Below are 21,274 nucleotides of genomic sequence, written 5' to 3'. Positions count from 1 at the left end.
ATACCTGATTTCGGTGGTATGAAAGTTCGTTTTGCTCGTGAAGAGTTAAAAGAGAAATTAATTGCAGACAACATGGCTACAATCATGTACGACTTTGCTGAAAGACCAGTAGTCTGCAGATGCGGTAACAACTGTGTAGTTAAAATTATGGATGACCAATGGTTCATGAAATACGGTAACGAAGAATGGACTGAAAAAACATTAGAAGTTCTTGATGGCGAAACTGTTATTCCAAAAGAAATTAAAAACAATTTCGAATACTACTTAAATTGGCTAGATGACTGGGCTTGCTCTAGGAAAGTAGGACTTGGAACTAGGCTTCCTTGGGATAATCAATGGTTAATTGAACCTTTAACTGACTCCACAATTTACATGTCATATTATACTATTGCAAAATACTTAAGAGACATGAATCCTGATGATTTAAACCTTGCTTTCTTTGATAAAGTTTTATTAAACAAAGATTCCGGAGAAATCACAGTACCTGCTGAAAAAGTTAAAGAAATTCAAGATGAATTCAACTACTGGTACCCACTTGACTGGAGATTATCCGCAAAAGACCTCGTTGGTAACCACTTAAGCTTCTTAATGTTCCACCACAGCGCAATTTATCCTAAAGATAAATGGCCAAGAGGAACCGTAGTATTCGGTATGGGTCTTTTAGAAGGAAACAAAATGTCCTCCTCAAAAGGAAACGTAATCTTACTTAAAGATGCAATTAAAGACTACACTGCTGATGTTGTAAGACTCTTCTTAATGGCATCTGCTGAACCATGGCAAGACTTCGACTGGAGAGAAAAAGAAGTTCTCGGAACTAAAAGAAGACTCGAATGGTTTAGAGAATTTGCAGCAAGAGTTGAAGAAATCAAAGGTTCCCCATTAGACTTAAGCAACATCGAAGAAGTTGAACTTACAAGAACCATTGATTTATGGATGATTAGTCAACTCAACCAACATATCAAAAATGCAACTGAAGCATTAGAAGTCTTCCAGACAAGACAAGCATTACAAGATTCTTTATTCTTACTTAAAAAGGATGTAGACCACTATTTATACAGAGTAAAACACATCATTGATGCACAAGACCCTGCAGTAATCTATGTTTTATCAACAGTTCTTGAAGCTTGGATTAGACTCCTTGCACCATTTACACCACATACCTCAGAAGAATTATGGGCAACCTATGGAGGAGTTGGATTTGTAAGTGAAGCTAAATGGCCTGAATACAATGAAGAGCTCGTAAGTGTTGAAATTGAAAAATCAGAAGACTTAGTAGAAAACATCATTAAAGATATTGCGCACATCAAACAGATGGTTGGAGAAGATGTCGAAAAAGTCCACATTTACCTTGCACCTGACTGGAAATGGGAATTATACAAAATAGCCGATGAAGTCGGAAAACCAGACATCGGACAAATCATGGGAAGAGCTATCGGAGCTAAAATCCACGATGACAAAAAAGAAATCGCAATGGTAGCTAAAAAAATCGGTAAAGAGATAACCAAAACAAGATACATCGGAAAAATCAACGAATCTGAAATTTTATCTGATGCTCTTGACTACATTAAAGAAGAATGTGGAAACGAAGTTATTATTCATACTGATGACTCTTACGACCCACAAAACAAGGCTAAAAACGCAATGCCTTACAAACCTGCAATATTTATGGAATAATTTAATTATTCCAAACTTTTTTTCTTTTTTTATTTAACTCTATAAAATCCACTTATTTTGAATAATATTCATTAAGGTAACAAAACAATTATACTATAATAATAAAATTATTAATGAATAAATTATATGGGAAAGAGATTTATCATGAATAGAAAAATAATACTCGCATTATTTGTAATAGCCACAGTACTGATATCTGCCGGCTGTGTCTATGCAAGCGACACTAATTCTTTAAATACAACAGAGGATTCATCACAATTATCTGTTAATGATAATGAAAATATTCTAAGTGATGATTCGACATCAACATTCGATGATTTGAACAAAAAAGTGCAAAATTCAGATAATGAAATCGAAATTACTGAAGATTATTCATTTGATGGACAAATTGATACTAATCATACTAAAGGAATACTAATTAACAAAAGTAACATAGTAATTAATGGAAATAACCACATTATAGATGCAAAAAACCAAGCAGGAATCTTTTTAATAAAAAATGGAAATAATATTACTATCAACAATCTTGTTTTAAAAAATGGTAATAACTCAGCATTAATACAACTTAATGGAATGAACATCATAACAAACAATGTAACTTTTATCAATTGTTCTTGTGGAAATTTAAATGGAATGCATATTGGAGGAGCAGTACTTTCAATGGATTCAAAATATACAAGTAACGATGACAAGTTCCTAAACAATTATGCTCCAACAGGTGCTGCAATTTATTCAGAATGATCTGAAATAAGAATCAGTAATGGATTATTTAAAAGTAATAAAACAGCACCTTTAGGCTTAATATATGCCGTCAGTGATACAAAACTTTACATCTACAATTCAACATTTGCAAATACTACATCAAAATATGCAACTGCAATATACATCAATAAGGGAAATGTCTATATAAATAATACCAAATTCCATAATTTACATGCAAATATTACAGCAGGTGCCGTTGGAATTAAAATAGGAAATTTGATAATTGACAATTGTGAATTCATAAACAGTTCATCAACTAAGAATGGTGGTGCAATTTATGCAGATATTGTTGGAAACACCTTTGCAGACGGAGAAGTCATAGTTAATAATACACTATTTGAAAATTGTACATCCGAATTTGGTGGTGCTATTCTTCAATTAGGTGGAATATCAGAAATTACAAACTCAAATTTCACAAACAATACTGCAATATACAATGGAGGAGCAACATATTTTTCCTATGTTCATTCTTTAATTAACAGCAGCAATTTTAATTACAATAAAGTATCCATCATCAAAAATTACCCAACTTATGGAGGAGCAATATTCTATGACAAAGGTGATGGAGAATTAAATATTGCAAATTCAAACTTCACAAACAATGATGCATACTTAGGTAGCGCATTATATATTTATGATTCAAAATACATATTAAACAACTTAAATTTCAATAATGACCAAAATTATTCAATTTATAGTGTTTATGAGAATAATACTTCAGAAATAGGAAAATTAACTGGTGATTATACATTATCACAACTCAATACTGATTATGTTTATGTGATGACAGGAGAAGGAATAAAATTAACCATAATCAATCCTATCAATGAAACTGTAAACCTTACAAATTTAACTAAATATGATCTATGAGAACTTAGTTGGGTTTCAGACGTCAGAAATCAGGGAACAATGGGTGCATGCTGGACATTTGGAGTAACCGGGCACTTGAATCGCATTGATTAAAGCACTTAACCTTACTGGAGATGCACATGAAAAAATTGATTTTTCAGAAAACAACATGCAAGACATTATGCCCATATACTCCAAATATGGAAACATGAATATTGAAGGTGGAGATTATAACTCTGCAATAGGTTATCTTTTAAGTTGGTTTGGAGCATTTCCTGGAGCTTATGACACTTACGACGAACTTGGAAAAGTTTCCCCTGCATTAACAACATAAAATGACATCCACATTCAAGATATAATCATCATTCATAATGATTTAAGTAGCGAAGCAAATTTAAAAATAAAAGAAGCAATAGTAAAATATGGTTCAGTATCATCATATTTGTTAAGCAAAGCTACAAGTGAGGAAGGTACACCAACTGGTTACTATAATGAAAAAACAAATGCAAAATATGTCAACAGCACAGAAATTGGTAACCATGTAATATCAATTGTTGGATGGGATGACAATTATTCAAAAGACAACTTTTTAATTACACCACCAGGAGACGGTGCATGGATTGTTAAAAACAGTTGGGGTTCAGAATGGGGAGACAATGGATATATGTATGTTTCCTATTATGATGGATCATTATCAACTGACCCAGACCAATGCATGATTGGAATTATGCTCAACAATACAATACAATACAACAAAAATTACCAATATGACATTTCCGGAATATCCAAATTTATAAATGAAGGTAAACAATTGGATTATACAAATAATTTCATATCTATTGATGATGATATGATTGCTGCTGTTGGAACCTATTTCAATCAGGAAGGAGTCAATTACACAGTGCAAATTAAAGTTAACGGAAAAATTGTCTACACACAAAAAGGCACATCAGAATACTATGGTTACCATACTATAAAACTAGACAAATATGTCTCTATTAAAAAAGATGATTCATTTAGTATTACAATTACATCCAATGCAGTACCTGTATCAAAATCACCAAGAGCACACTATCAAGAAGGAACATCATTCATTGGAGAAAAAGATTTGAGTAGCGATAATTCTACTGCATGTATTAAAGTATACACATTGCCAAATGAAATTCAAACTGAAAATATTAAAGAATATTATTCCGGAGATAATGAGTTTACAATAATTATTAATGAAAGTAATGCCTCAGTTGTTGTTTCAATTGAAAATGAAAATAAAACATACAAATCAGATGAAAATGGAATTGTCAAAGTCAAATTACCTAAATTGCAACCTGGAACTTACATCATTACAACAGAATACAACAACACTATCCTTGTTAATACTATAGAAGTATTAAGTACAATCAAATCAGTAGATGAAACTACAATTGGATACAAAGCTTCATCAAATGTCAAAGCTACATTCTATGATGCTAATGGAAATCCCCTAATTTACAGAACCATCACAGTAAAATATGATGATAAAAACATGAATTTCAAAACCAATGAAAAAGGAGAAATTTCTGTCCCGTTAACTGGAAATATCGGATCCCACACAATAATCTATACAAATCCTGTTACTGGTGAAGAATCCCAAACAACAGTTAAAATAGTATCCAGATTCAGCGGAAATAAAAATATCAATATGTACTACTACGATTGAACATACTACAAAGTCAAAGTTTATGGAGACAACGGAAAAGCAGTAGGTGCAAAACAAGCAGTGACCATAAAAATTGACAAAAAAACTTACAAAGTTTACACTGATGCAAATGGTTGGGCAAAACTCAAAATACCAAATACAATAACTCCAGGAAAACACACAATTAGTGCAACATACAAAGGACAAACAATTAAAAATACATTAACTGTAAAACAGGTTTTAACAACTACAAAAACAGTTACTGTTAAAAAGACAGTTAAAAAAATTAGTATTAACTGCAAAACTATCCAATGGTAAAAAACCACTTAAAGGAAAAATAATATCCTTCAAGTTCTATGGTAAAACATACAAAGTAAAAACCAATTCAAAAGGAATAGCTAAAGTTACAGTTAGCAAATATGTTATTAAAAAACTCAAAGCAGGTAAAACCTACACAGCAACAATAACATATAGCAAAGATACAATTAAAAAAGCTGTAAAAGTTAAAAGATGGGGATTTTTTAATCCTTATCATACATAACTTAACTGATTTTATCAAGAAATAAAACAAACAATAAATTTAATTTAATAATCTAGTAAAAAAATAAAAACTAATTTTAAAAATAGTAAAATAATTATAGCTAAAATTGATTAAAAGTATAGCTATAATTTTCTTGCAAATACCATATATCCACTATGGCCAACCATGCGTGTTTTTGGCCTTACACCTTGCTGTCTGACTTCAAGGCCACGTTCCAAGATTTCAAAGATTTCAATATCATAAAATCCTAATTTTTTAGCAATACTGTAAGAAATTTCTGCCTGATCAATGTATGGTGCATAAACTGTTAACCATCCACCAACATTAAGACAGTCCATTACCTCTTCAAACACTTCAAATGGTTTTGGCAAGTCTAAAAAGACCAAATCAATCTTATCCTCATCAATTCCATCTTTAATATTTTTGTTTTTAACATGAATATTAGTAATTCCAAACCTTTCAATGTTCTTTTGAGCAACTTCAGCAAAGTCTTCTCTGATTTCATAGGTAAATACATCACCTTCAGGACCTACAACATTTCCGAAGTTTAGTGCAATAGCCCCTGCACCGGTTCCCGCATCAACTACACGGGACCCTGATCCTAAACCAGTGTGTGCCAGTACTAGCCCAATATCTTTTTTAAGGAGAATTGAACATCTTCTATCCATAATATCAATGAAATCATTAATATTAGGTTTCATAATTTTAAATGTGTGGTCCAAGTGGCTTTTAACCTCATCACCAATATCCGCAGCTTCCCAATCTTCAGCATGGACAATTCCTAAATCGCTTTGGAAATCTTCACCAGGTTTTAAAACATACTTCTTACCACGTTCATCTAAAATCATCTTCATTATTCTAACTCCGCTAATCTTTTTACTCTTTTTAAGGAATCTGGGTGAGTGGATAATAATTCCATAAGACCGCTTCTTTTTGAAATTTTAACATCAGAATTTGCAAGTCTTCTTAACTCTTCATCAGAAATTTTTCCATCCCCATCAAAGTCGATTTGCTGGAAATCAGTAACATCATTTCTTGCATTGTTCACATCATTAACAAAGAATGCTCTGTTTATGTTTACTTCAGAAATTGTCTGCTTATCACATCTTGCTGCACCATAAGATAATTTGTAAAGTGCAGATACCAATGCTGCAGGACGGTTTCCAAATTCAACACTTGCTTCATCAGCATAGTATTCACGAGTTCTTGAAATAAAGAGCACTAATAACTGTCCAATTAAATAGAATACATATCCAAGAATTCCAATTATAATTCCACCACCATTGTCATTGTCTCCTGAGAACATGAATGACAATGCAATGTAGTAACAAATCATTGGAATAACACTAACCGCTGCAGTAACAATCATATCATTATGTTTGATATGACCCATTTCGTGACCAATAACAGCTTTTAGCTCATCACGGTCAAGCAATCCTAAAATTGGACGAGTAATTGCAATGTGTCCACTTCTACTTGACCTACCATATGCAAATGCATTTGGAATATTAATTTCAGACAAACCTATTTCTGGTTTTGGAATTCCAGCTGCATCAGCTAATTCTTGAACCATTTTATGGATATGAGGTGCTTCAGATTCTGATAATGGCCTTACATTCATTGAACGTTTTACTATACTTGGTCCAAACCAATATTGTAAAAATATAATTACTATACTTATACCAAAGTATAATTTCCAGCTACTAATGCCTAAGAAATATCCTACAAGCATTATAAGGAAATATACGATTGAAAACATTATAATAGATGTAAGAATCATTCTTAACTTAAGTTTCCATGTATTTCTCATATTAATTAACACCTTAAAATTTATTATAAACATTAGTTTTTAAATGCTTACTTTAAATATATATCTATTAGATTCCATATACTTAAAAAAGTTAAGCAAAAAATAATTTAATTACAAAATACATAATGTTACTATAAAAAAATGGTGATTAAATGAGCGGACCATGGGTAGAAAAATATAGACCACAAAAATTAGATGACATTGTAGGACAGAAACAAATTGTTACAAGATTACAGAAATACGTAGGCGAAGAAAGTATGCCTAACTTAATGTTTACAGGTCCTGCAGGTGTCGGTAAAACAACCACAGCCTTAGCACTAGTAAAATCCATTTTAGGAGAATACTGGAGACAAAACTTTTTAGAATTAAATGCATCAGATGCAAGAGGAATTGATACTGTAAGAGACCGTATCAAAAGTTTCTGTAGATTGAAACCAGTTGGTGCACCATTCAGAATAATCTTTTTAGACGAAGTAGACAATATGACAAAAGATGCACAGCATGCTCTTCGTCGTGAAATGGAAATGTATACTAAAACCGCTTCATTTATACTTTCATGTAATTATTCATCAAAAATTATTGACCCAATCCAATCCAGATGTGCAATATTCAGATTTGCACCGCTTAAAGGAGAAGAAATTAAAGAACGTTTACAATATATCTGCGAAACAGAAGGATTTGAAGCAGATGACCAAGGCCTTGAATCAATCGTTTACTTTGCTGAAGGAGATATGAGAAAAGCAGTGAACGTTTTACAGGCAGCAACTTCAGAAGGAGAAGCCATCACAGAAGATGCGGTTTATGAAGTTGTTTCAAAAGCAAAACCGCAAGACATTGGAAATATGATAAACAAAGCATTAATGGGAGACTTTATGGGTGCTCGTACACTCCTTAGAGAAACCATGGTGCTTCAGGGAACCAGTGGAGAAGACATGGTGACTCAAATTTATCAAGATGTTTCCAAAAGAGTTCTTGAAGGAAAAATGGATGCAAGTATTTACATGGATTTAATTGAAGCTATCGCTGAATGTGATTTCAGAATAAGAGAAGGAGCAAATCCAAGAATACAACTTGAAGCTTTATTAACCCAATTCTTATAAGGTATAGAAATGTTATGGACTGATAAATACCGACCACAGGAACTAAGCCAAGTGGTAGGTAATACTAAAGAGATTAAAATAATCAAAGATTGGGTTAGCGCTTGGAAATCAAATGACCCACAAATACCTCTACTTTTAGTTGGTCCACCCGGTATTGGAAAAACAACATTAGCTCAAATTATTGCAAAACAATTTTCAGAACATATTGAGCTTAACGCGAGTGATAAACGTTCCCAAGACGTTATTAAAAGTACAATTGGTGAATCTTCATCTTCCAGATCACTTTTTGGAGATGAATATAAATTAATTATTCTTGACGAAGTAGACGGTATTCACGGAACTAACGACCGTGGAGGAGTTAGAGCCATTGGAGAAATAATCAAAAACTCCAATCATCCAATGATTTTAATAGCCAATGATTTTTACTCAAAAAGATTGCAATCAATCAAACCTAAATGCCAAGTAATTAAAATGAAAAAGTCCAGATGGAATTCCATCTCAAAACTTTTAAGAGAAATTGCAGAGGCAGAAGGTGTTGAGGCAAACCCTGCTGCATTAAAAGAAATAGCAGTTAAGTCTCAAGGAGATGTCAGATCAGCGATTAATACATTGCAAGCATTATCCAGTAAAGATTCTACACTTGAAGTGAAAGATGTAGAAAACATGAAAACCAAGGATACACGTTCTGATATTTTCAATGCAATAACTGGTGTTTTAAAAAGTAAAACTCCTGCTCACGTTAAAGAGGCAATGTGGATTGAAGAAGACCCTACACTAGTTATGGAATATATTGCAGAAAACATTCCAAGAGAATACAAGAAAAAAGACGAGATTAAAAAAGCTTATGATTACATCTCAAAAGCAGACATATTCTTTGGAAGGACATTGAGCAGTAGAAATTACGGTTACTGGAAATATGCAAGTGACTTCATGGGAATTGGAGTAAGTAACTCCAAGCACGAAACATATAAAAAATTCACAAAAATCCAAACTCCAACCATTTTCTCATTAATGGGACGTAACAGAGGTAAAAGAAACCTCAGAGATGCAATTGCCGAGAAGATATCTGAAAGAATTCATATTTCACATGCAGAAGCCGTTGCAATGTTCCCATACCTCGAGATAATGTTTAAAAATGATGAACTTGCTTGGGAAATCTCTGATTACTTTGAATTTGAAGATAATGAAATCAAAAGATTCAGATCAAAAAAGATTCCTAAAAAAGTTATTACAAAAATGGAAAAACAACAAGCTCAAATGAGAGTTGAAGAACGTGACAGACGTGCTGAAGAGCTTAAAAGCCAAATGATGAATGTTGCTGCTGAGGCAGAAGAAAAATCTGAAAGTGACCTTCCGTTTGAAATTCCTGGCATTGATTCTACTAAGATTAAAGAAGAAATCAAACCTGAAGAACCAGAAAAAGAAGAAATAGTTCTTGAAGAACCTGCAATTGAAGAATCTATTCCAGAACCAGAAAAAGAAGAACCTAAAAAAGTAGAAAAGAAACCAAAAGAGAAAAAAGAGAAAAAGAAAACTGACAAACAGGTTTCATTGTTCAGTTTCTAATTTTTTTTCAATGAACTCTGCTGCTTTGACAACATTTTCTTTATATTGAGGAGTTACATCTTCCAAAAATTCACTGAAGGAAGTAGCTAACTCATTTTTATTTTTATTTTCAATTAATTTTTGACCATCCATTTCCAAAAATGAATTAATCCATTCCAAAGGAACATTAATCAGAGGATATATTTCATTAGAATCCATCTTAAAGTTTAAACCTTCACCGTTGAATATTCCTTCAAAAATATCATTTACCTGATCATTTAAAATCAACGGATTGACCAATAAATCATAATCTCCATCATAAACCAGTTTTGCACCGTATTTACGTGTATAAGGTTCCATAATCAGTTCAACGATGAAATTATCCTTAGGCATTAAAACAACTGAATTAGGTTGTATTTCCAAAGCCAAATGTTTTGATGATTTTGAACATATCTTTTGGAATAAAGAGCTTCTTACGACTTCAATTTCAGGATATTGCTTATTAAAGGTAGCTTGTCTTTTTCTTGAAAATTTTGAAAATCTTAAATTATTAATATAGATTTTCTCTGGAGTGTATGAGACAAAACGACTGTCAACTCCAATTATTTTTAGAAATTTCAATACATCTTTTTTAGAATTTGAAAATTCTTCTTTTTCTTCGTTTAATCCTGAAACATCAAACATTAAATCCATGATATCACTCTAAATTAAGTGTTTGTCTTAAAGCCTTTTCCATCTCATCAACAGGAGCATCCACTCCAGTCCAGATTTTAAAACTTTCTGCACCTTGATAAAGCAGCATTTTAATTCCATAAACCGGTTTTGCACCTGCTTTAATAGCTTCTTTTATTAAAACTGTTTCATTAGGATTGTATACTGCATCAAATACAACCAAATCTTCATGCATATCTTCAGCACGAGCAATCGGTTCATCATCCACATGAGGATGCATTCCCATTGGTGTTGTATCAACGAGAATATCTGCATCACTCAAATAGTTATTAATTTCTGATATGGAATCTGCCTGAACATCAGCGATTAATCCTGAATCCAAAACATCCCCTGCCAAGCTGATAGCCCTATCTACATTCCTATTTAATATTGTTATAGAATCTGCACCATATTTTGCAAGATAAAATGAAATAGCTCTTGATGCACCACCAGCGCCTGCAATCACAACATTCTTATCTTTGATGCTGATTACCTCTTCAATTGCCCTTACAGCACCAATTCCATCAGTATTATATCCTTTCATATTTTTGAAATCTATTGTATTGACCGCACCAATCAAACCAGCAACTTCATCAATTTCATCTAAAAATTGCATTACTTCAATCTTATGAGGAATGGTAACATTGAATCCTTTAATATTCAATGATTTAGCACCTTCAATTGCTGAACCTAAATTATTCGGATCAACATCAAAAGCAACATATGCATAATCCATCCCCAATTTTTCAAATGCAGCATTATGCATTGGCGGTGAGAAACTATGTTCAACCGGATGACCAATTAATCCTACAATATTTGTACTACCTTTAATTTTCATATAATATTCTATTGATTAACAAAGATTATATAAATTTGTATATACATACTTAAATTATAATATATCATTTATAAGGAGAGTAAAAATGGAATTTACAAGACCAAGAGGTACAAGAGATTTCTTATTTGAAGAAATGAGAGAAAGAAAACAAGCTGAAAGTACCTTAAGAAAAGTATTTGAAAGTTACGGTTATCAAGAGATTCAAACCCCATTATTTGAAGAATTAAAGTTATTTACAACTAAATCTGGAGAAGAAATTGTAAATCAATTATACAACTTCAAAGATAAATCTGACAGAGAATTAACATTAAGACCAGAAATAACAGCACCAGTTGCAAGATTATACTTAAATGAACTTGAAAAAACAGCAACAAAACCAATTAAACTCTATTACTACGGAAGCTGTTTCAGATATGAAAGACCTCAAAAAGGAAGGTTCAGACAATTTTGGCAATTCGGATGTGAATTAATCGGTGCAAAAACACCTCAAGGTGAAGCTGAAGTCATTGCGCTTTGTACTGATGCAATCAAATCCCTTGGAATTGTCACAGCAGACGTTAACCTTAACCACTTGGGAATTATCAGAGGACTATTTGCACACTTCGACATATCTGTTGAAACCCAAAGGGAAATTATGGTAGTTATTGATAAAGGAGATAAAGATTTGCTTATTGAATCTTTAAGCGGAGACAATCCTGTAATCGATAATAATGAACTAAACCAAATTTTATTAAAATTAATCGACCTTGTTGGAGACAAATCAATCATCCCTGATGTTGAAGAATTAATTGCACCATACAAAGAACCAAAAGCTGCATTGGAAGAACTTAAAGAATTAATTTCACTCTTAGATGCTTTCCAAGTTGAAAATTATACAATAAACTTAGGTGTTGCAAGAGGACTTGACTATTACACCGGAATCGTATTTGAAATCTATGTCCCTGAACTTGGTGCTCAAAAACAAATTTGTGGTGGAGGATCATACAGCCTTGTAAAACTCTTCGGAGGACAAGAAGTTGAATCTACCGGTTTTGCATTAGGTTTTGACAGATTAATGAATGCAATTGAAGAACTTACTGATAAAGAAGAATTACCTTCACACTTAGACGTTTATGTAGCACCTATTTCAAAAGATGTTAGGCCAAAAGCATTTGAAATAACCCAAATTTTAAGGAAAAACGGATTTAAAACAGATGTTGACTTGAACGGTAAAAAATTCAAGAAATTAATGAATTACGCTGATAAAATCAAAGTTGAAAAAATGGTCATTATTGGTGCTAACGACCTTGAAGAAGGCAAAATCACTGTTAAAAACATGATTAGCGGTGAACAGGAATTAGTTGACATTGACAATATTGTAGATTATCTCAAAGAGGAATAAAAATGGAAATCAACTTCAGACATGAAATCAATGGCGTTAAAGTAATTACAGCAATTGCCCAAGATGCAAAAACAAACCAAATATTAATGCTTGCAAATATGAACAAGGAAGCATTAATTAAAACACTTGAAACAGGTAAAGCTTGCTATTGGAGTACTTCCAGAAACCAATTATGGCTTAAAGGAGAAAGTTCAGGACACTTCCAAGAAGTAGAAGAAATTCTTGTTGATTGCGATATGGATGCAATCATCTTAAAAATCAACCAAACCGGTGCAGCTTGCCATGAAGGATACTTCTCATGTTTCTTTAGAAAATTAAACACAGATAATGACATAGATATAGAAGATTTGAAAGAAGAAGATTTAGAAGTCGTTTTAGAAAGACTTGTAAATCCAGAAGACGTGTATTAAAATGAAATGCATAATACCAGATACAAGTGCTGTCATTATAGGTGCAATAAGCGAATTGATTGAAACTGAAGATATCGATTATCCGGAGATTATTGTACCTGAAGCAGTTGTTTGTGAACTTGAACACCAAGCTAATGCCAATAGGTCAGAAGGTAGAAGAGGCCTTAAAGAATTGCAAAAATTGCAGGAACTTCAATATGAAGGCGAACTATCCATAAGTTTTAAAGGAAAAAGACCTACCAATTATGACATTAGATATGCTAAGAGTGGTGAAATTGACAGTATCATAAGAGATTTAGCAAGAAGCGAAATGGGAACTCTCCTCACAAATGATAAAGTACAGGCTGAAACCGCTAAAGCTCAAGGAATTCCTGTTTACTATTTCAAACAGGAATATAAAGAAAAAACTCTTTCAATAGAAGAATTCTTTGATGAAACTACAATGTCAATTCACTTAAAGGAAAATGTTGTTCCAATGGCTAAAAAAGGAACACCAGGACATATTGATTTTGAAGTGTTAAGCGAAAAACGTTACACATACAAAGAACTCAAAAAAATTGTTGATGAAATCCTGGATAAAGCAAAAAGTGATCCTAAAACATATTTAGAAAGTGAAAAGGAAGGTTCATTTGTTGTCCAATCCCGTGAATACAGGATTTCAATTGCATATCCACCATTTTCTGAAGCATTGGAAATTACAGCTGTAAGACCAGTTGCAAACATTAGATTAGATGAATACCACTTATCTGAAAAATTATTAAACAGAATTAGGACAAGTGCTGAAGGAATATTAATTTCTGGTTCTCCTGGAGCAGGTAAATCCACATTTGTGCAAGCTATTGCAAATTATTACTCATCAGAATTAAACAAAGTTGTAAAAACAATGGAATCTCCAAGAGATTTACAGCTTCCAGATGAAATTACACAATACGCTCCATTAGAAGGCAGCATGGAAAATACAGCTGATGTATTATTACTTGTAAGACCAGACTACACCATTTATGATGAATTAAGAAAAAATAGTGACTTTAATATCTTTGCAGATATGAGATTAGCAGGTGTTGGAATGATTGGTGTTGTGCATGCAACCCGTCCGATAGATTCTATTCAAAGAATTGCTTCAAGAGTGGAACTTGGTGTAATACCTTCAATTGTAGATACAAGCATTTACATTGAAGATGGAAAAGTCACCCACGTATACGAAACAAAAATGACTGTTAAAGTTCCAACAGGAATGAAGGAAGCAGACCTTGCAAGACCTGTGATTGAAGTTAGAGACTTTGAAACTGGCGAACTTAAAAATGAGATTTACACATACGGTGAACAAACCATCGTTATGGACATGGATTTAGTCAATGGTCCTGGAGATGACGAAAAACACAAGACCGCAGTTGAAAAAATTGCAGAAAAGGAGATTTTAAGAAAAGTTAAGAAACTTCTTCCTAAAAAAGCTAAAGTTGATGTGGAAGTTGTATCCCCTGAAAGGGCAAATATGTATATTCCGGAAGAATTTATTCCAAAGATTATCGGTAAAAACGGTAAAAGAATTGCTGAGATTGAAGAAAGCATTGGAATAAGTCTCGGAGTTGAAGTAATTGACTCCAAACCAGTTAGTAAAACTCCAATTGAAGTTGATATTATCCACACAAACAAACAATTAATTCTCGATTTAGGTCGTGAAAAAGGAAGAAAGAACTTTGATGTATACATTGGTGGAGAATACTTGCTTACAGCTACAACTTCCAAAAAAGGAGAAATTAAAATTAAAAGAGGAATAGAATTATCCGACTTCATTATCGAAGCTATTGAAATGGGATTGGAAATTACAGCTATCCAAAAAATGTGATAATATGAAAATTGGAGCATCAACACTTGCAGGAATTGAATATGAATTGGAACACACTTTGGAATTTATTGAAAACTTAGGCATAGATTATGCTGAGTTAGTACATCAGTTCCCTTTTGAAAACATAGCTAGAGAATCATTAGAAAGTTTTAATCTAAAATATTCAGTTCATTCTCCATTTATGGATGTAAATATTGCAAGTTTACAGGAAAAAAGCAGATTAAATTCAATTGAACAAATCAAATCATCAATTGATCTTGCAAATAAAATTGATGCTGAAGCTGTTGTTGTCCATCCAGGGACAATTCCTTTTTTAGCAAATAAATATTTTAGAAACAAAGTTATTGATGTAGCAGATGCTGCAATGATTGAAATTGGAAAATATGGTGAAGATTTAGGAGTGCTAACCACATTTGAAAATATGCCAATTTTTGACAATATTATTTATAGCAATATGGAAAAATTACATGAACTTCTTGTTAATAATGGATTATCCATGACATTGGATATTGGACATGCGAAACATGCAGGATATTCTGCAGATGCAATGTATTTTGATTCCATTAAACACGTGCATATCCATGATAATTTTGGTGATGATGACTCACACCTTGCTTTAGGTGAAGGCTCTATTGATTTAAATAGTATAGTCAACACTTTAGAGAAAAATAATTATGATGGCATCTACATCATTGAAGTAAATAACTACGATTCTATCAAAAAAAGTTATGAATATATGAAAAAGAACTTCTAAAGAAGTCTTTTTTCCTTAATTTCTTTTTCAAAATAAAGGTATTTTGAATCAATTACCTTTCTAATATTTTCAGCTGTTTTTTTACCAATACCCTCAACTTCCTGAAGCTGACTTTCTGTGGCATTCATTATTTTTCCAACACTGCCAAAGTGAGCAAGCAAATTTTTAGCATTAACAGGACCAATATTCGGCAAAGACTCGACAATGAACAACTGCTGTTCCAACATACTTACCGGTTTTTTATCTGTCCTAATCTGAATTGGAGTTCTTTCACCATTTTGTTCACGAACAGCAATTCTTTTAATCATAGCTGCAGTATCCTGAGCATTTCTTGTTGGAATAATACTAATACCAAAATCAATTGCAATAGACGCAAGTGACCCCCTAATTGCATTAGGGTTTACCATACCCGCATACAGGTCATCACCTTCAAGAATTAATAAGGGACGTTTAAATTCTTCTGATAACTCACGAGCCTGTTTAAATAATCTTTTATCGATTATTGAATCAACAAAATCCTTTGCAGTTTTTCTTTCAATAGCTACCTCATCACTTACCTGATAATCAGCAACAGCCATTGAATGCACCTTAACATCAATTTCCATTTCAGTCAAATGCCTAATCACTTTTGAATTACCCTCACGAGAATCAGCATAGACAATTGGGAAATCATTTTCTTTTTTAGGTCTTTCAATGACTTTAACATTTTTCTGATTTTCCATGCGCTCAACAGCAGATGCATTTAATTCTTCAAGAACAACAGGATCAATTAACTGATTTTTCATACGGCTTTCTTTATTAACACTGGTCCAATAGTAAGCTTCATCCCTTGTTCCATTAGTCATAAGTACTTTTACACGACCAGTTCTTTTACGACCAGTTCTTCCACGTCTTTGAATCATACGTACTTCAGATGGAACCGGTTCATATAATACAACCAAATCTACAGCAGGAATATCAATACCTTCCTCAGCCACACTTGTTGATATTAATACATCATATTCACCCATTTTAAATGATTTTATGATGGCTTTTTGCTGTTTTTGAGTTAATCCTTTTTCACCATCCTTTGAAGCCTGACCAAAGAATTTAACTGATTTAATACCCTCTTTTTCAAGCTTTTGATGAATCATTTCAAGAGTATCCCTATATTGAGTAAATACCATAATTTTGGAAGCATTTTCATCACTTTTATCTTCAAAACGATTGGTGGTGAGTTTAAGTTGACCATCACGTTCACCCAACTCTTTTTTGATAATTTTAGTGATTTCCCTCAATTTTGGATGTTCCCAACCATTTTTCTCAGCATCTCTTGCTAATTTCATAGCACGACTAAAATTATCATCCCACATTAATGATTTAGCTGCATTTGTTTTCTTTTTACGAAGCCTTGCAACATATTTATTGAATGTTTGGACACCCTGAGTTTCAATTAGCTCCTGAGCATGCTGAATATTAATAACTGCACTTAAAATTGAAATAGCCTGGAACAGTTCTTTATCAGGATTGGTATTTCTTGCAATTTCACCCTGAATTCTACCTCTTGCCTTTAATATATCAACTTTACCAACAGAGACTGTTCTGATGATACCCATATTTTTTAAAGCCTTGAGCCTCATTTTTAGAGATTTATCAACATAATCCTTAATTTTTTCAAGCTCGCTACTCATTTTTACTCTAACCCACTCAATATCCACCGGATTAAAATAAGGTTTCACATCAGCATCATCTTCTGTTTTAACAACAATATTCTGAATATATAAGTTCTCACAAACCTCTTTGATTTTAAATTTATCAGAACCCGGAGAAGCAGTTAGAGCTAAAACTAAATTAAAGTTGGATTCCTGAACATAACGAGATGCCAAATACACATATGAATAAGATCCAACCCCATGGTGACATTCATCAAAAACAATTAAAGAAACCCCACTTAAATCATAACGACCGTTTAATAAATCAGATTCAACAGTCTGAGGTGTTGCACAGACTATTCTAGATTCTTCCCATCTTTTAACCCTTTCTTCAGGTTTAATTGCACCAGTTATTGAAGTACATGGAAGAGTAATAAACTCTTTAAAACTAGCTTCATGTTGTATAGCCAAAGGTTTAGACGGAGCTAAAACCAATACTTTGGAATTTTTAACCTTTTGTAACCTGTCAGCTGCAACTAAAATAGCTACAATTGTTTTACCTAATGCAGTAGGTGCAACAACCATAGTGTTTCCTTTTTTTAAAACATCCCCAGCAAGAACTTGCTGATACAATCTTGATTCAATCGCATTTTTCTTCAAAAGAGGATGAGAAATATAACTAGCCATAATTAAACCCATAATCTAATAATTGTAAAAGAATTTATACCTAACCCTTAATTATTATCATATTACTTTTTGATATTTATAAAATGTTTAGTGAGAGCATTTGAAAAGTAATACTCAAAAAAAGAGAAAATTATAATTCAAAAACAACGTTTTTGAATTTGGTAGCAGCTTCACCAATAGCTATTACCATTTCACAATCCAAGTTTAAAGCTTTTCTTAAACCCTCTTTAACCTCTTCTTCAGAAGCTCCAAGAGTTCCAACTTTTTTAAAGTCATCAACATGGTTTAAAAATACTCTGCTATTCAATTCAGGAGTTTCCTTCAATTTTTCCATAGCTATTTTTTGTGATGCAACAGATGCAGGAACAATGAATTTTGAGAATTTTAAAACACTATCGAATATTGCACTATCTCCAACATATCCTGATTCGGATGAAACTGTAATTACAGTTGTGAAATCACCAAATAACTTTTTGAATTCTTTTAATACGGTTTCAACACCTGCAGGATTGTGAGCATAGTCAACATAAATATCTTTACCTTCAACATTTGCAATCTCTTCCATTCTTCCACTTACACCAGAAAAACTAGCAATAGTAGGTAAGATTTTATCATACGGTAAATCCAAGAATTTATGAGCTGCAATAATAACTCCAGTTAAATTGTATACATTGTGAAGTCCATCAATACCCATTTTAACTGTTAATTTTTCATCAGGAGTATGCAAATCAAATGTTCTATTTTTTAAATCAATATTTGTTGCAATATAATCAACTTGAGGAGTTGTAAGACCGCATTTACAGAAGTAGTATCCACAACCAGAGATTATTTCCTTAACTGCAATTTCATTACCACAGACACATTCCTTCATTCCAACAGATTCAGGAAGTTCATCAACACCAAATGTAATTACATCTCCTTTGAAATCCATGTCTCTTAATAATCCCATAATTGTTGGGTCTTGTCCATTAACAATTAATTGACCATTTCCTATTTCAGATATGAATTCTGCTTTGACTCTTGCATAATCCATGAAACTTCCAAGGTCATTTAAATGATCAGGAGTAATATTTGTAATCAACCCACCAGACATTCCAGTATTTCTAACAATTCTGCCAATAGTACCTTCAATACCGAAGGTTCCAACTTCAAGAATACCTACCTCCCCATCCAATCTTGATTGAAGGATTGGAATGAATTCCGCATTACCTTGCATACCTTCCAAATCATGCTCACATGGTTTGATTCCATTGTCATAAGCGATTTTTTTAAGTAAAGTAGTGGTAGTTGTTTTACCATTTGTACCTGTTATTCCGAATACTGGCTTTTCAGGTTGAATTTTTTCAATTACATCATATAATTCGAAAATAGGCTTATCACCTATTTGTTTAAACAAATTAGAATCTTTAGATAGACTTGCTGGAGGAACTATATAATCTGCTTTTTCAAAAAACTCTTCTGGAGTCTCTCCATAAAATACTTCAATATCATAACCTTCTAATGCTTTAGCAAACCGACAATCTTCCTTTGAAGATAAATCTGTTCCAATAACATTAAATCCTCTTTGTTTTAGGATTCTTGCTATTAAATTTCCGTTTGCTCCACAAACACCAATAACTCCGAAGGTTTTATCTTTATTCATATTTTTTACTTCCTATCTCAAGTCCTTTAGTAATTTTTTCAACAGTAGTTAATCTATCATATGCTATAAGCGGCCCCATATGTAAAATAATATCTCCAGGTTCGGAGTATTTGAAAGTCAATTCAGCCGCTTTTTCTATTGTTTCAACAGCCACTTTTTCAATTTTAGGATTTGTTATAGCATCCAAGATTTCATGTGCAGCTTCCATTTCAACACATTGTGTAACTTCATTGAATCCACTAGCTATAACCACTTTAAGATCATAGCCACTTACAAGTTCACCAACTTCCGCCTTATCCCTTACGGATAACGTATCAAAATGATCCAAGAACAATACGACACTTTCATCTTTAAAGTAATCCAATGTTATTTTCATTCCATCATATAAGAATGCAGAATCAAGGATAACTTTTCTTCCATTATAATCACCTACATCTTCCATATGTGCAGGCAATCCTTTAAATACAGTTAAAGCATCAATAATATCTTTTTCACTAACACCATAAGTTAATGCAACAGCAGATGCCGCAACAGAGTTTTCAAAGAAATAACTCATCATATTGAATGGTGTTGTAAATTCATTATCTTCATATGAAATGGTTAATGATTTGTCTCCCACAGTACCTTTAAAGTCAACATCTTCATCCAATGCATAGAATAACGCATCATCACGAACTGATTCAATTATATCACGGCATGAATTGTTTGATACAAAAGTTTCACTCATAGCCTGCAATACAAGTTTACGTTGTTGATATTTCTCAAGGGATCCTCCAAATTCAGATAAATGGTCTTCTGCAATATTAGTTAAGAGACCTATCTTAATATCCAGTTTATTTAAAAGTCCAATAGTACCATGAGGAAGCTCAAAAATAGCTATATCACACTCATTGACTTTTCCTTTAACGATTCCATCAATGATTGCTTCTGAAACCAAGTTATTTACAAGAGAAGAACATGACCAAACCTTATATCCTGCCTGTTTGAACAAGCTAGTTGTAATAAAAGTAGTAGTGGTCTTTCCCATGGTTCCAGTAATTCCAATAATATCAACAGGAATTAAATCATTTACCATTTTAGAGAATTCTTCATTAGTTAAAATTTTTAAGTCAGACTCCGCAATTTTTTGAGCAATTGGAGCGGTTTTCGGTAAAGTAGGTGGCATATAAACAGCATCAAACCCATCAACTGAAGGGTCTTTATTCGCCATGTCTAAAGTTACTCCTTCTTTTCCCATTTCGATTAAGCTTCTTTGAAACTCTATTTTAAATTCAGAAATGTCTTTTAAATCTGTTACAACAACACTATGACCTAAATGGTTTAATAATCTTGCAACAGGCCTACTAGCATTTCCAGCACCAACAACTAAATAATTCATAAAAAAGTCTTCCTTATAATTTCTATTAGTATAATATTTG

19 protein-coding genes are annotated in these 21,274 nt (G+C 32.6%); 12 read left to right on the top strand and 7 right to left on the bottom strand.

The genetic code is table 11. From position 1 onward, the window contains the following. From leuS to MR875_04840, 6 genes are all read left to right on the top strand, one after another. A partial coding sequence (gene leuS, locus MR875_04865) for a leucine--tRNA ligase (GenBank protein MCI6994172.1) occupies positions 1-1,674 on the top strand: 1,674 nt, incomplete at its 5' end. Between the two features lie 144 nt (positions 1,675-1,818). Then, a complete protein-coding gene (locus MR875_04860) occupies positions 1,819-2,415 on the top strand; it encodes a hypothetical protein (protein MCI6994171.1) in 597 nt (198 codons plus the stop codon). A 237-nt stretch (positions 2,416-2,652) separates the two neighbouring features. After that, positions 2,653-3,306 (top strand): hypothetical protein, encoded by a 654-nt coding sequence (locus MR875_04855; protein ID MCI6994170.1) that lies wholly within the window; start codon positions 2,653-2,655, stop codon positions 3,304-3,306. 85 nt (positions 3,307-3,391) lie between these two features. Further along, positions 3,392-3,619 carry a hypothetical protein gene (locus tag MR875_04850; GenBank protein MCI6994169.1) on the top strand — a complete coding sequence of 76 codons (228 nt, stop codon included), beginning with the start codon at positions 3,392-3,394 and terminating at the stop codon, positions 3,617-3,619. A 78-nt stretch (positions 3,620-3,697) separates the two neighbouring features. Then, on the top strand, positions 3,698-4,981 hold the full coding sequence (locus MR875_04845) for a lectin like domain-containing protein (protein ID MCI6994168.1): 1,284 nt from the start codon (positions 3,698-3,700) through the stop codon (positions 4,979-4,981). A gap of 60 nt (positions 4,982-5,041) precedes the next feature. Next, entirely contained in the window at positions 5,042-5,278 is a 237-nt protein-coding gene (locus MR875_04840) for a hypothetical protein (GenBank protein MCI6994167.1), read from the top strand. Between the two features lie 345 nt (positions 5,279-5,623). Here MR875_04840 and MR875_04835 read toward each other — a convergent pair whose 3' ends face one another. Together MR875_04835 and MR875_04830 are read right to left on the bottom strand one after the other, a co-directional pair. Beyond that, positions 5,624-6,355 (bottom strand): tRNA (adenine-N1)-methyltransferase, encoded by a 732-nt coding sequence (locus MR875_04835; GenBank protein MCI6994166.1) that lies wholly within the window; start codon positions 6,353-6,355, stop codon positions 5,624-5,626. Next, positions 6,355-7,311 carry a zinc metalloprotease HtpX gene (locus tag MR875_04830; GenBank protein MCI6994165.1) on the bottom strand — a complete coding sequence of 319 codons (957 nt, stop codon included), beginning with the start codon at positions 7,309-7,311 and terminating at the stop codon, positions 6,355-6,357. The genes MR875_04835 and MR875_04830 overlap by 1 nt, the downstream gene beginning before the upstream one ends. A 152-nt stretch (positions 7,312-7,463) precedes the next feature. On the opposite strand from MR875_04830, the gene MR875_04825 reads away from it, so the two are divergent. Further along, complete coding sequence (locus MR875_04825) at positions 7,464-8,411, top strand: replication factor C small subunit (protein MCI6994164.1); 948 nt, start codon at positions 7,464-7,466, stop codon at positions 8,409-8,411. 9 nt (positions 8,412-8,420) lie between these two features. Further along, the gene (locus MR875_04820; GenBank protein MCI6994163.1) at positions 8,421-9,977 is read left to right on the top strand and encodes a replication factor C large subunit; all 1,557 of its coding nucleotides are present in this window, start codon (positions 8,421-8,423) and stop codon (positions 9,975-9,977) included. Here the strand turns inward: MR875_04820 and MR875_04815 are convergent. Then, positions 9,960-10,649, bottom strand: coding sequence for an ATPase (locus MR875_04815; GenBank protein ID MCI6994162.1), 690 nt, complete (start codon positions 10,647-10,649; stop codon positions 9,960-9,962). The two genes, MR875_04820 and MR875_04815, sit on opposite strands and share 18 nt — an antisense overlap. Positions 10,650-10,653: 4 nt before the next feature. After that, positions 10,654-11,505, bottom strand: a complete 852-nt coding sequence (locus MR875_04810) for a shikimate dehydrogenase (GenBank protein MCI6994161.1) — start codon at positions 11,503-11,505, stop codon at positions 10,654-10,656. A gap of 85 nt (positions 11,506-11,590) precedes the next feature. Between MR875_04810 and hisS the strand changes: the two genes are divergently transcribed. The 4 genes from hisS to MR875_04790 are packed head-to-tail and all read left to right on the top strand — an operon-like array spanning position 11,591 to position 15,896. Continuing rightward, the gene (hisS, locus tag MR875_04805; protein MCI6994160.1) at positions 11,591-12,886 is read left to right on the top strand and encodes a histidine--tRNA ligase; all 1,296 of its coding nucleotides are present in this window, start codon (positions 11,591-11,593) and stop codon (positions 12,884-12,886) included. A gap of 2 nt (positions 12,887-12,888) precedes the next feature. Then, the gene (gene hisI, locus MR875_04800; protein ID MCI6994159.1) at positions 12,889-13,296 is read left to right on the top strand and encodes a phosphoribosyl-AMP cyclohydrolase; all 408 of its coding nucleotides are present in this window, start codon (positions 12,889-12,891) and stop codon (positions 13,294-13,296) included. Between the two features lies 1 nt (position 13,297). Then, positions 13,298-15,142 carry a PINc/VapC family ATPase gene (locus tag MR875_04795; GenBank protein ID MCI6994158.1) on the top strand — a complete coding sequence of 615 codons (1,845 nt, stop codon included), beginning with the start codon at positions 13,298-13,300 and terminating at the stop codon, positions 15,140-15,142. A 4-nt stretch (positions 15,143-15,146) separates the two neighbouring features. Further along, positions 15,147-15,896, top strand: a complete 750-nt coding sequence (locus MR875_04790) for a sugar phosphate isomerase/epimerase (GenBank protein MCI6994157.1) — start codon at positions 15,147-15,149, stop codon at positions 15,894-15,896. Here the strand turns inward: MR875_04790 and MR875_04785 are convergent. The 3 genes from MR875_04785 to MR875_04775 form a co-directional block, all read right to left on the bottom strand. Next, a complete protein-coding gene (locus tag MR875_04785; protein ID MCI6994156.1) occupies positions 15,893-18,214 on the bottom strand; it encodes a DEAD/DEAH box helicase in 2,322 nt (773 codons plus the stop codon). The two genes, MR875_04790 and MR875_04785, sit on opposite strands and share 4 nt — an antisense overlap. Before the next feature lie 130 nt (positions 18,215-18,344). Then, entirely contained in the window at positions 18,345-19,856 is a 1,512-nt protein-coding gene (locus tag MR875_04780) for a Mur ligase family protein (GenBank protein ID MCI6994155.1), read from the bottom strand. Further along, complete coding sequence (locus MR875_04775; protein MCI6994154.1) at positions 19,849-21,234, bottom strand: Mur ligase family protein; 1,386 nt, start codon at positions 21,232-21,234, stop codon at positions 19,849-19,851. The genes MR875_04780 and MR875_04775 overlap by 8 nt, the downstream gene beginning before the upstream one ends. Between the last annotated feature and the right edge of the window lie 40 nt (positions 21,235-21,274).

This window comes from Methanobrevibacter sp., assembly GCA_022775905.1.
Lineage (GTDB): Archaea > Methanobacteriota > Methanobacteria > Methanobacteriales > Methanobacteriaceae > Methanocatella.
The sequence above is the reverse complement of the archived record's forward strand: the minus strand, read 5'-3'. Positions and strand labels throughout refer to the sequence as shown.

Bases quoted from the DNA above. Each gene is read 5' to 3' on its own strand.
- hisS (MCI6994160.1), top strand. From the start codon at position 11,591: ATGGAATTTACAAGACCAAGAGGTACAAGAGATTTCTTATTTGAAGAA.
- MR875_04815 (MCI6994162.1), bottom strand. From the start codon at position 10,649: ATGGATTTAATGTTTGATGTTTCAGGATTAAACGAAGAAAAAGAAGAA.
- MR875_04820 (MCI6994163.1), top strand. From the start codon at position 8,421: ATGTTATGGACTGATAAATACCGACCACAGGAACTAAGCCAAGTGGTA.
- MR875_04810 (MCI6994161.1), bottom strand. From the start codon at position 11,505: ATGAAAATTAAAGGTAGTACAAATATTGTAGGATTAATTGGTCATCCG.
- MR875_04830 (MCI6994165.1), bottom strand. From the start codon at position 7,311: ATGAGAAATACATGGAAACTTAAGTTAAGAATGATTCTTACATCTATT.
- MR875_04785 (MCI6994156.1), bottom strand. From the start codon at position 18,214: ATGGCTAGTTATATTTCTCATCCTCTTTTGAAGAAAAATGCGATTGAA.
- MR875_04825 (MCI6994164.1), top strand. From the start codon at position 7,464: ATGAGCGGACCATGGGTAGAAAAATATAGACCACAAAAATTAGATGAC.
- MR875_04790 (MCI6994157.1), top strand. From the start codon at position 15,147: ATGAAAATTGGAGCATCAACACTTGCAGGAATTGAATATGAATTGGAA.
- hisI (MCI6994159.1), top strand. From the start codon at position 12,889: ATGGAAATCAACTTCAGACATGAAATCAATGGCGTTAAAGTAATTACA.
- MR875_04775 (MCI6994154.1), bottom strand. From the start codon at position 21,234: ATGAATTATTTAGTTGTTGGTGCTGGAAATGCTAGTAGGCCTGTTGCA.
- MR875_04860 (MCI6994171.1), top strand. From the start codon at position 1,819: ATGAATAGAAAAATAATACTCGCATTATTTGTAATAGCCACAGTACTG.
- MR875_04835 (MCI6994166.1), bottom strand. From the start codon at position 6,355: ATGAAGATGATTTTAGATGAACGTGGTAAGAAGTATGTTTTAAAACCT.
- MR875_04795 (MCI6994158.1), top strand. From the start codon at position 13,298: ATGAAATGCATAATACCAGATACAAGTGCTGTCATTATAGGTGCAATA.
- MR875_04780 (MCI6994155.1), bottom strand. From the start codon at position 19,856: ATGAATAAAGATAAAACCTTCGGAGTTATTGGTGTTTGTGGAGCAAAC.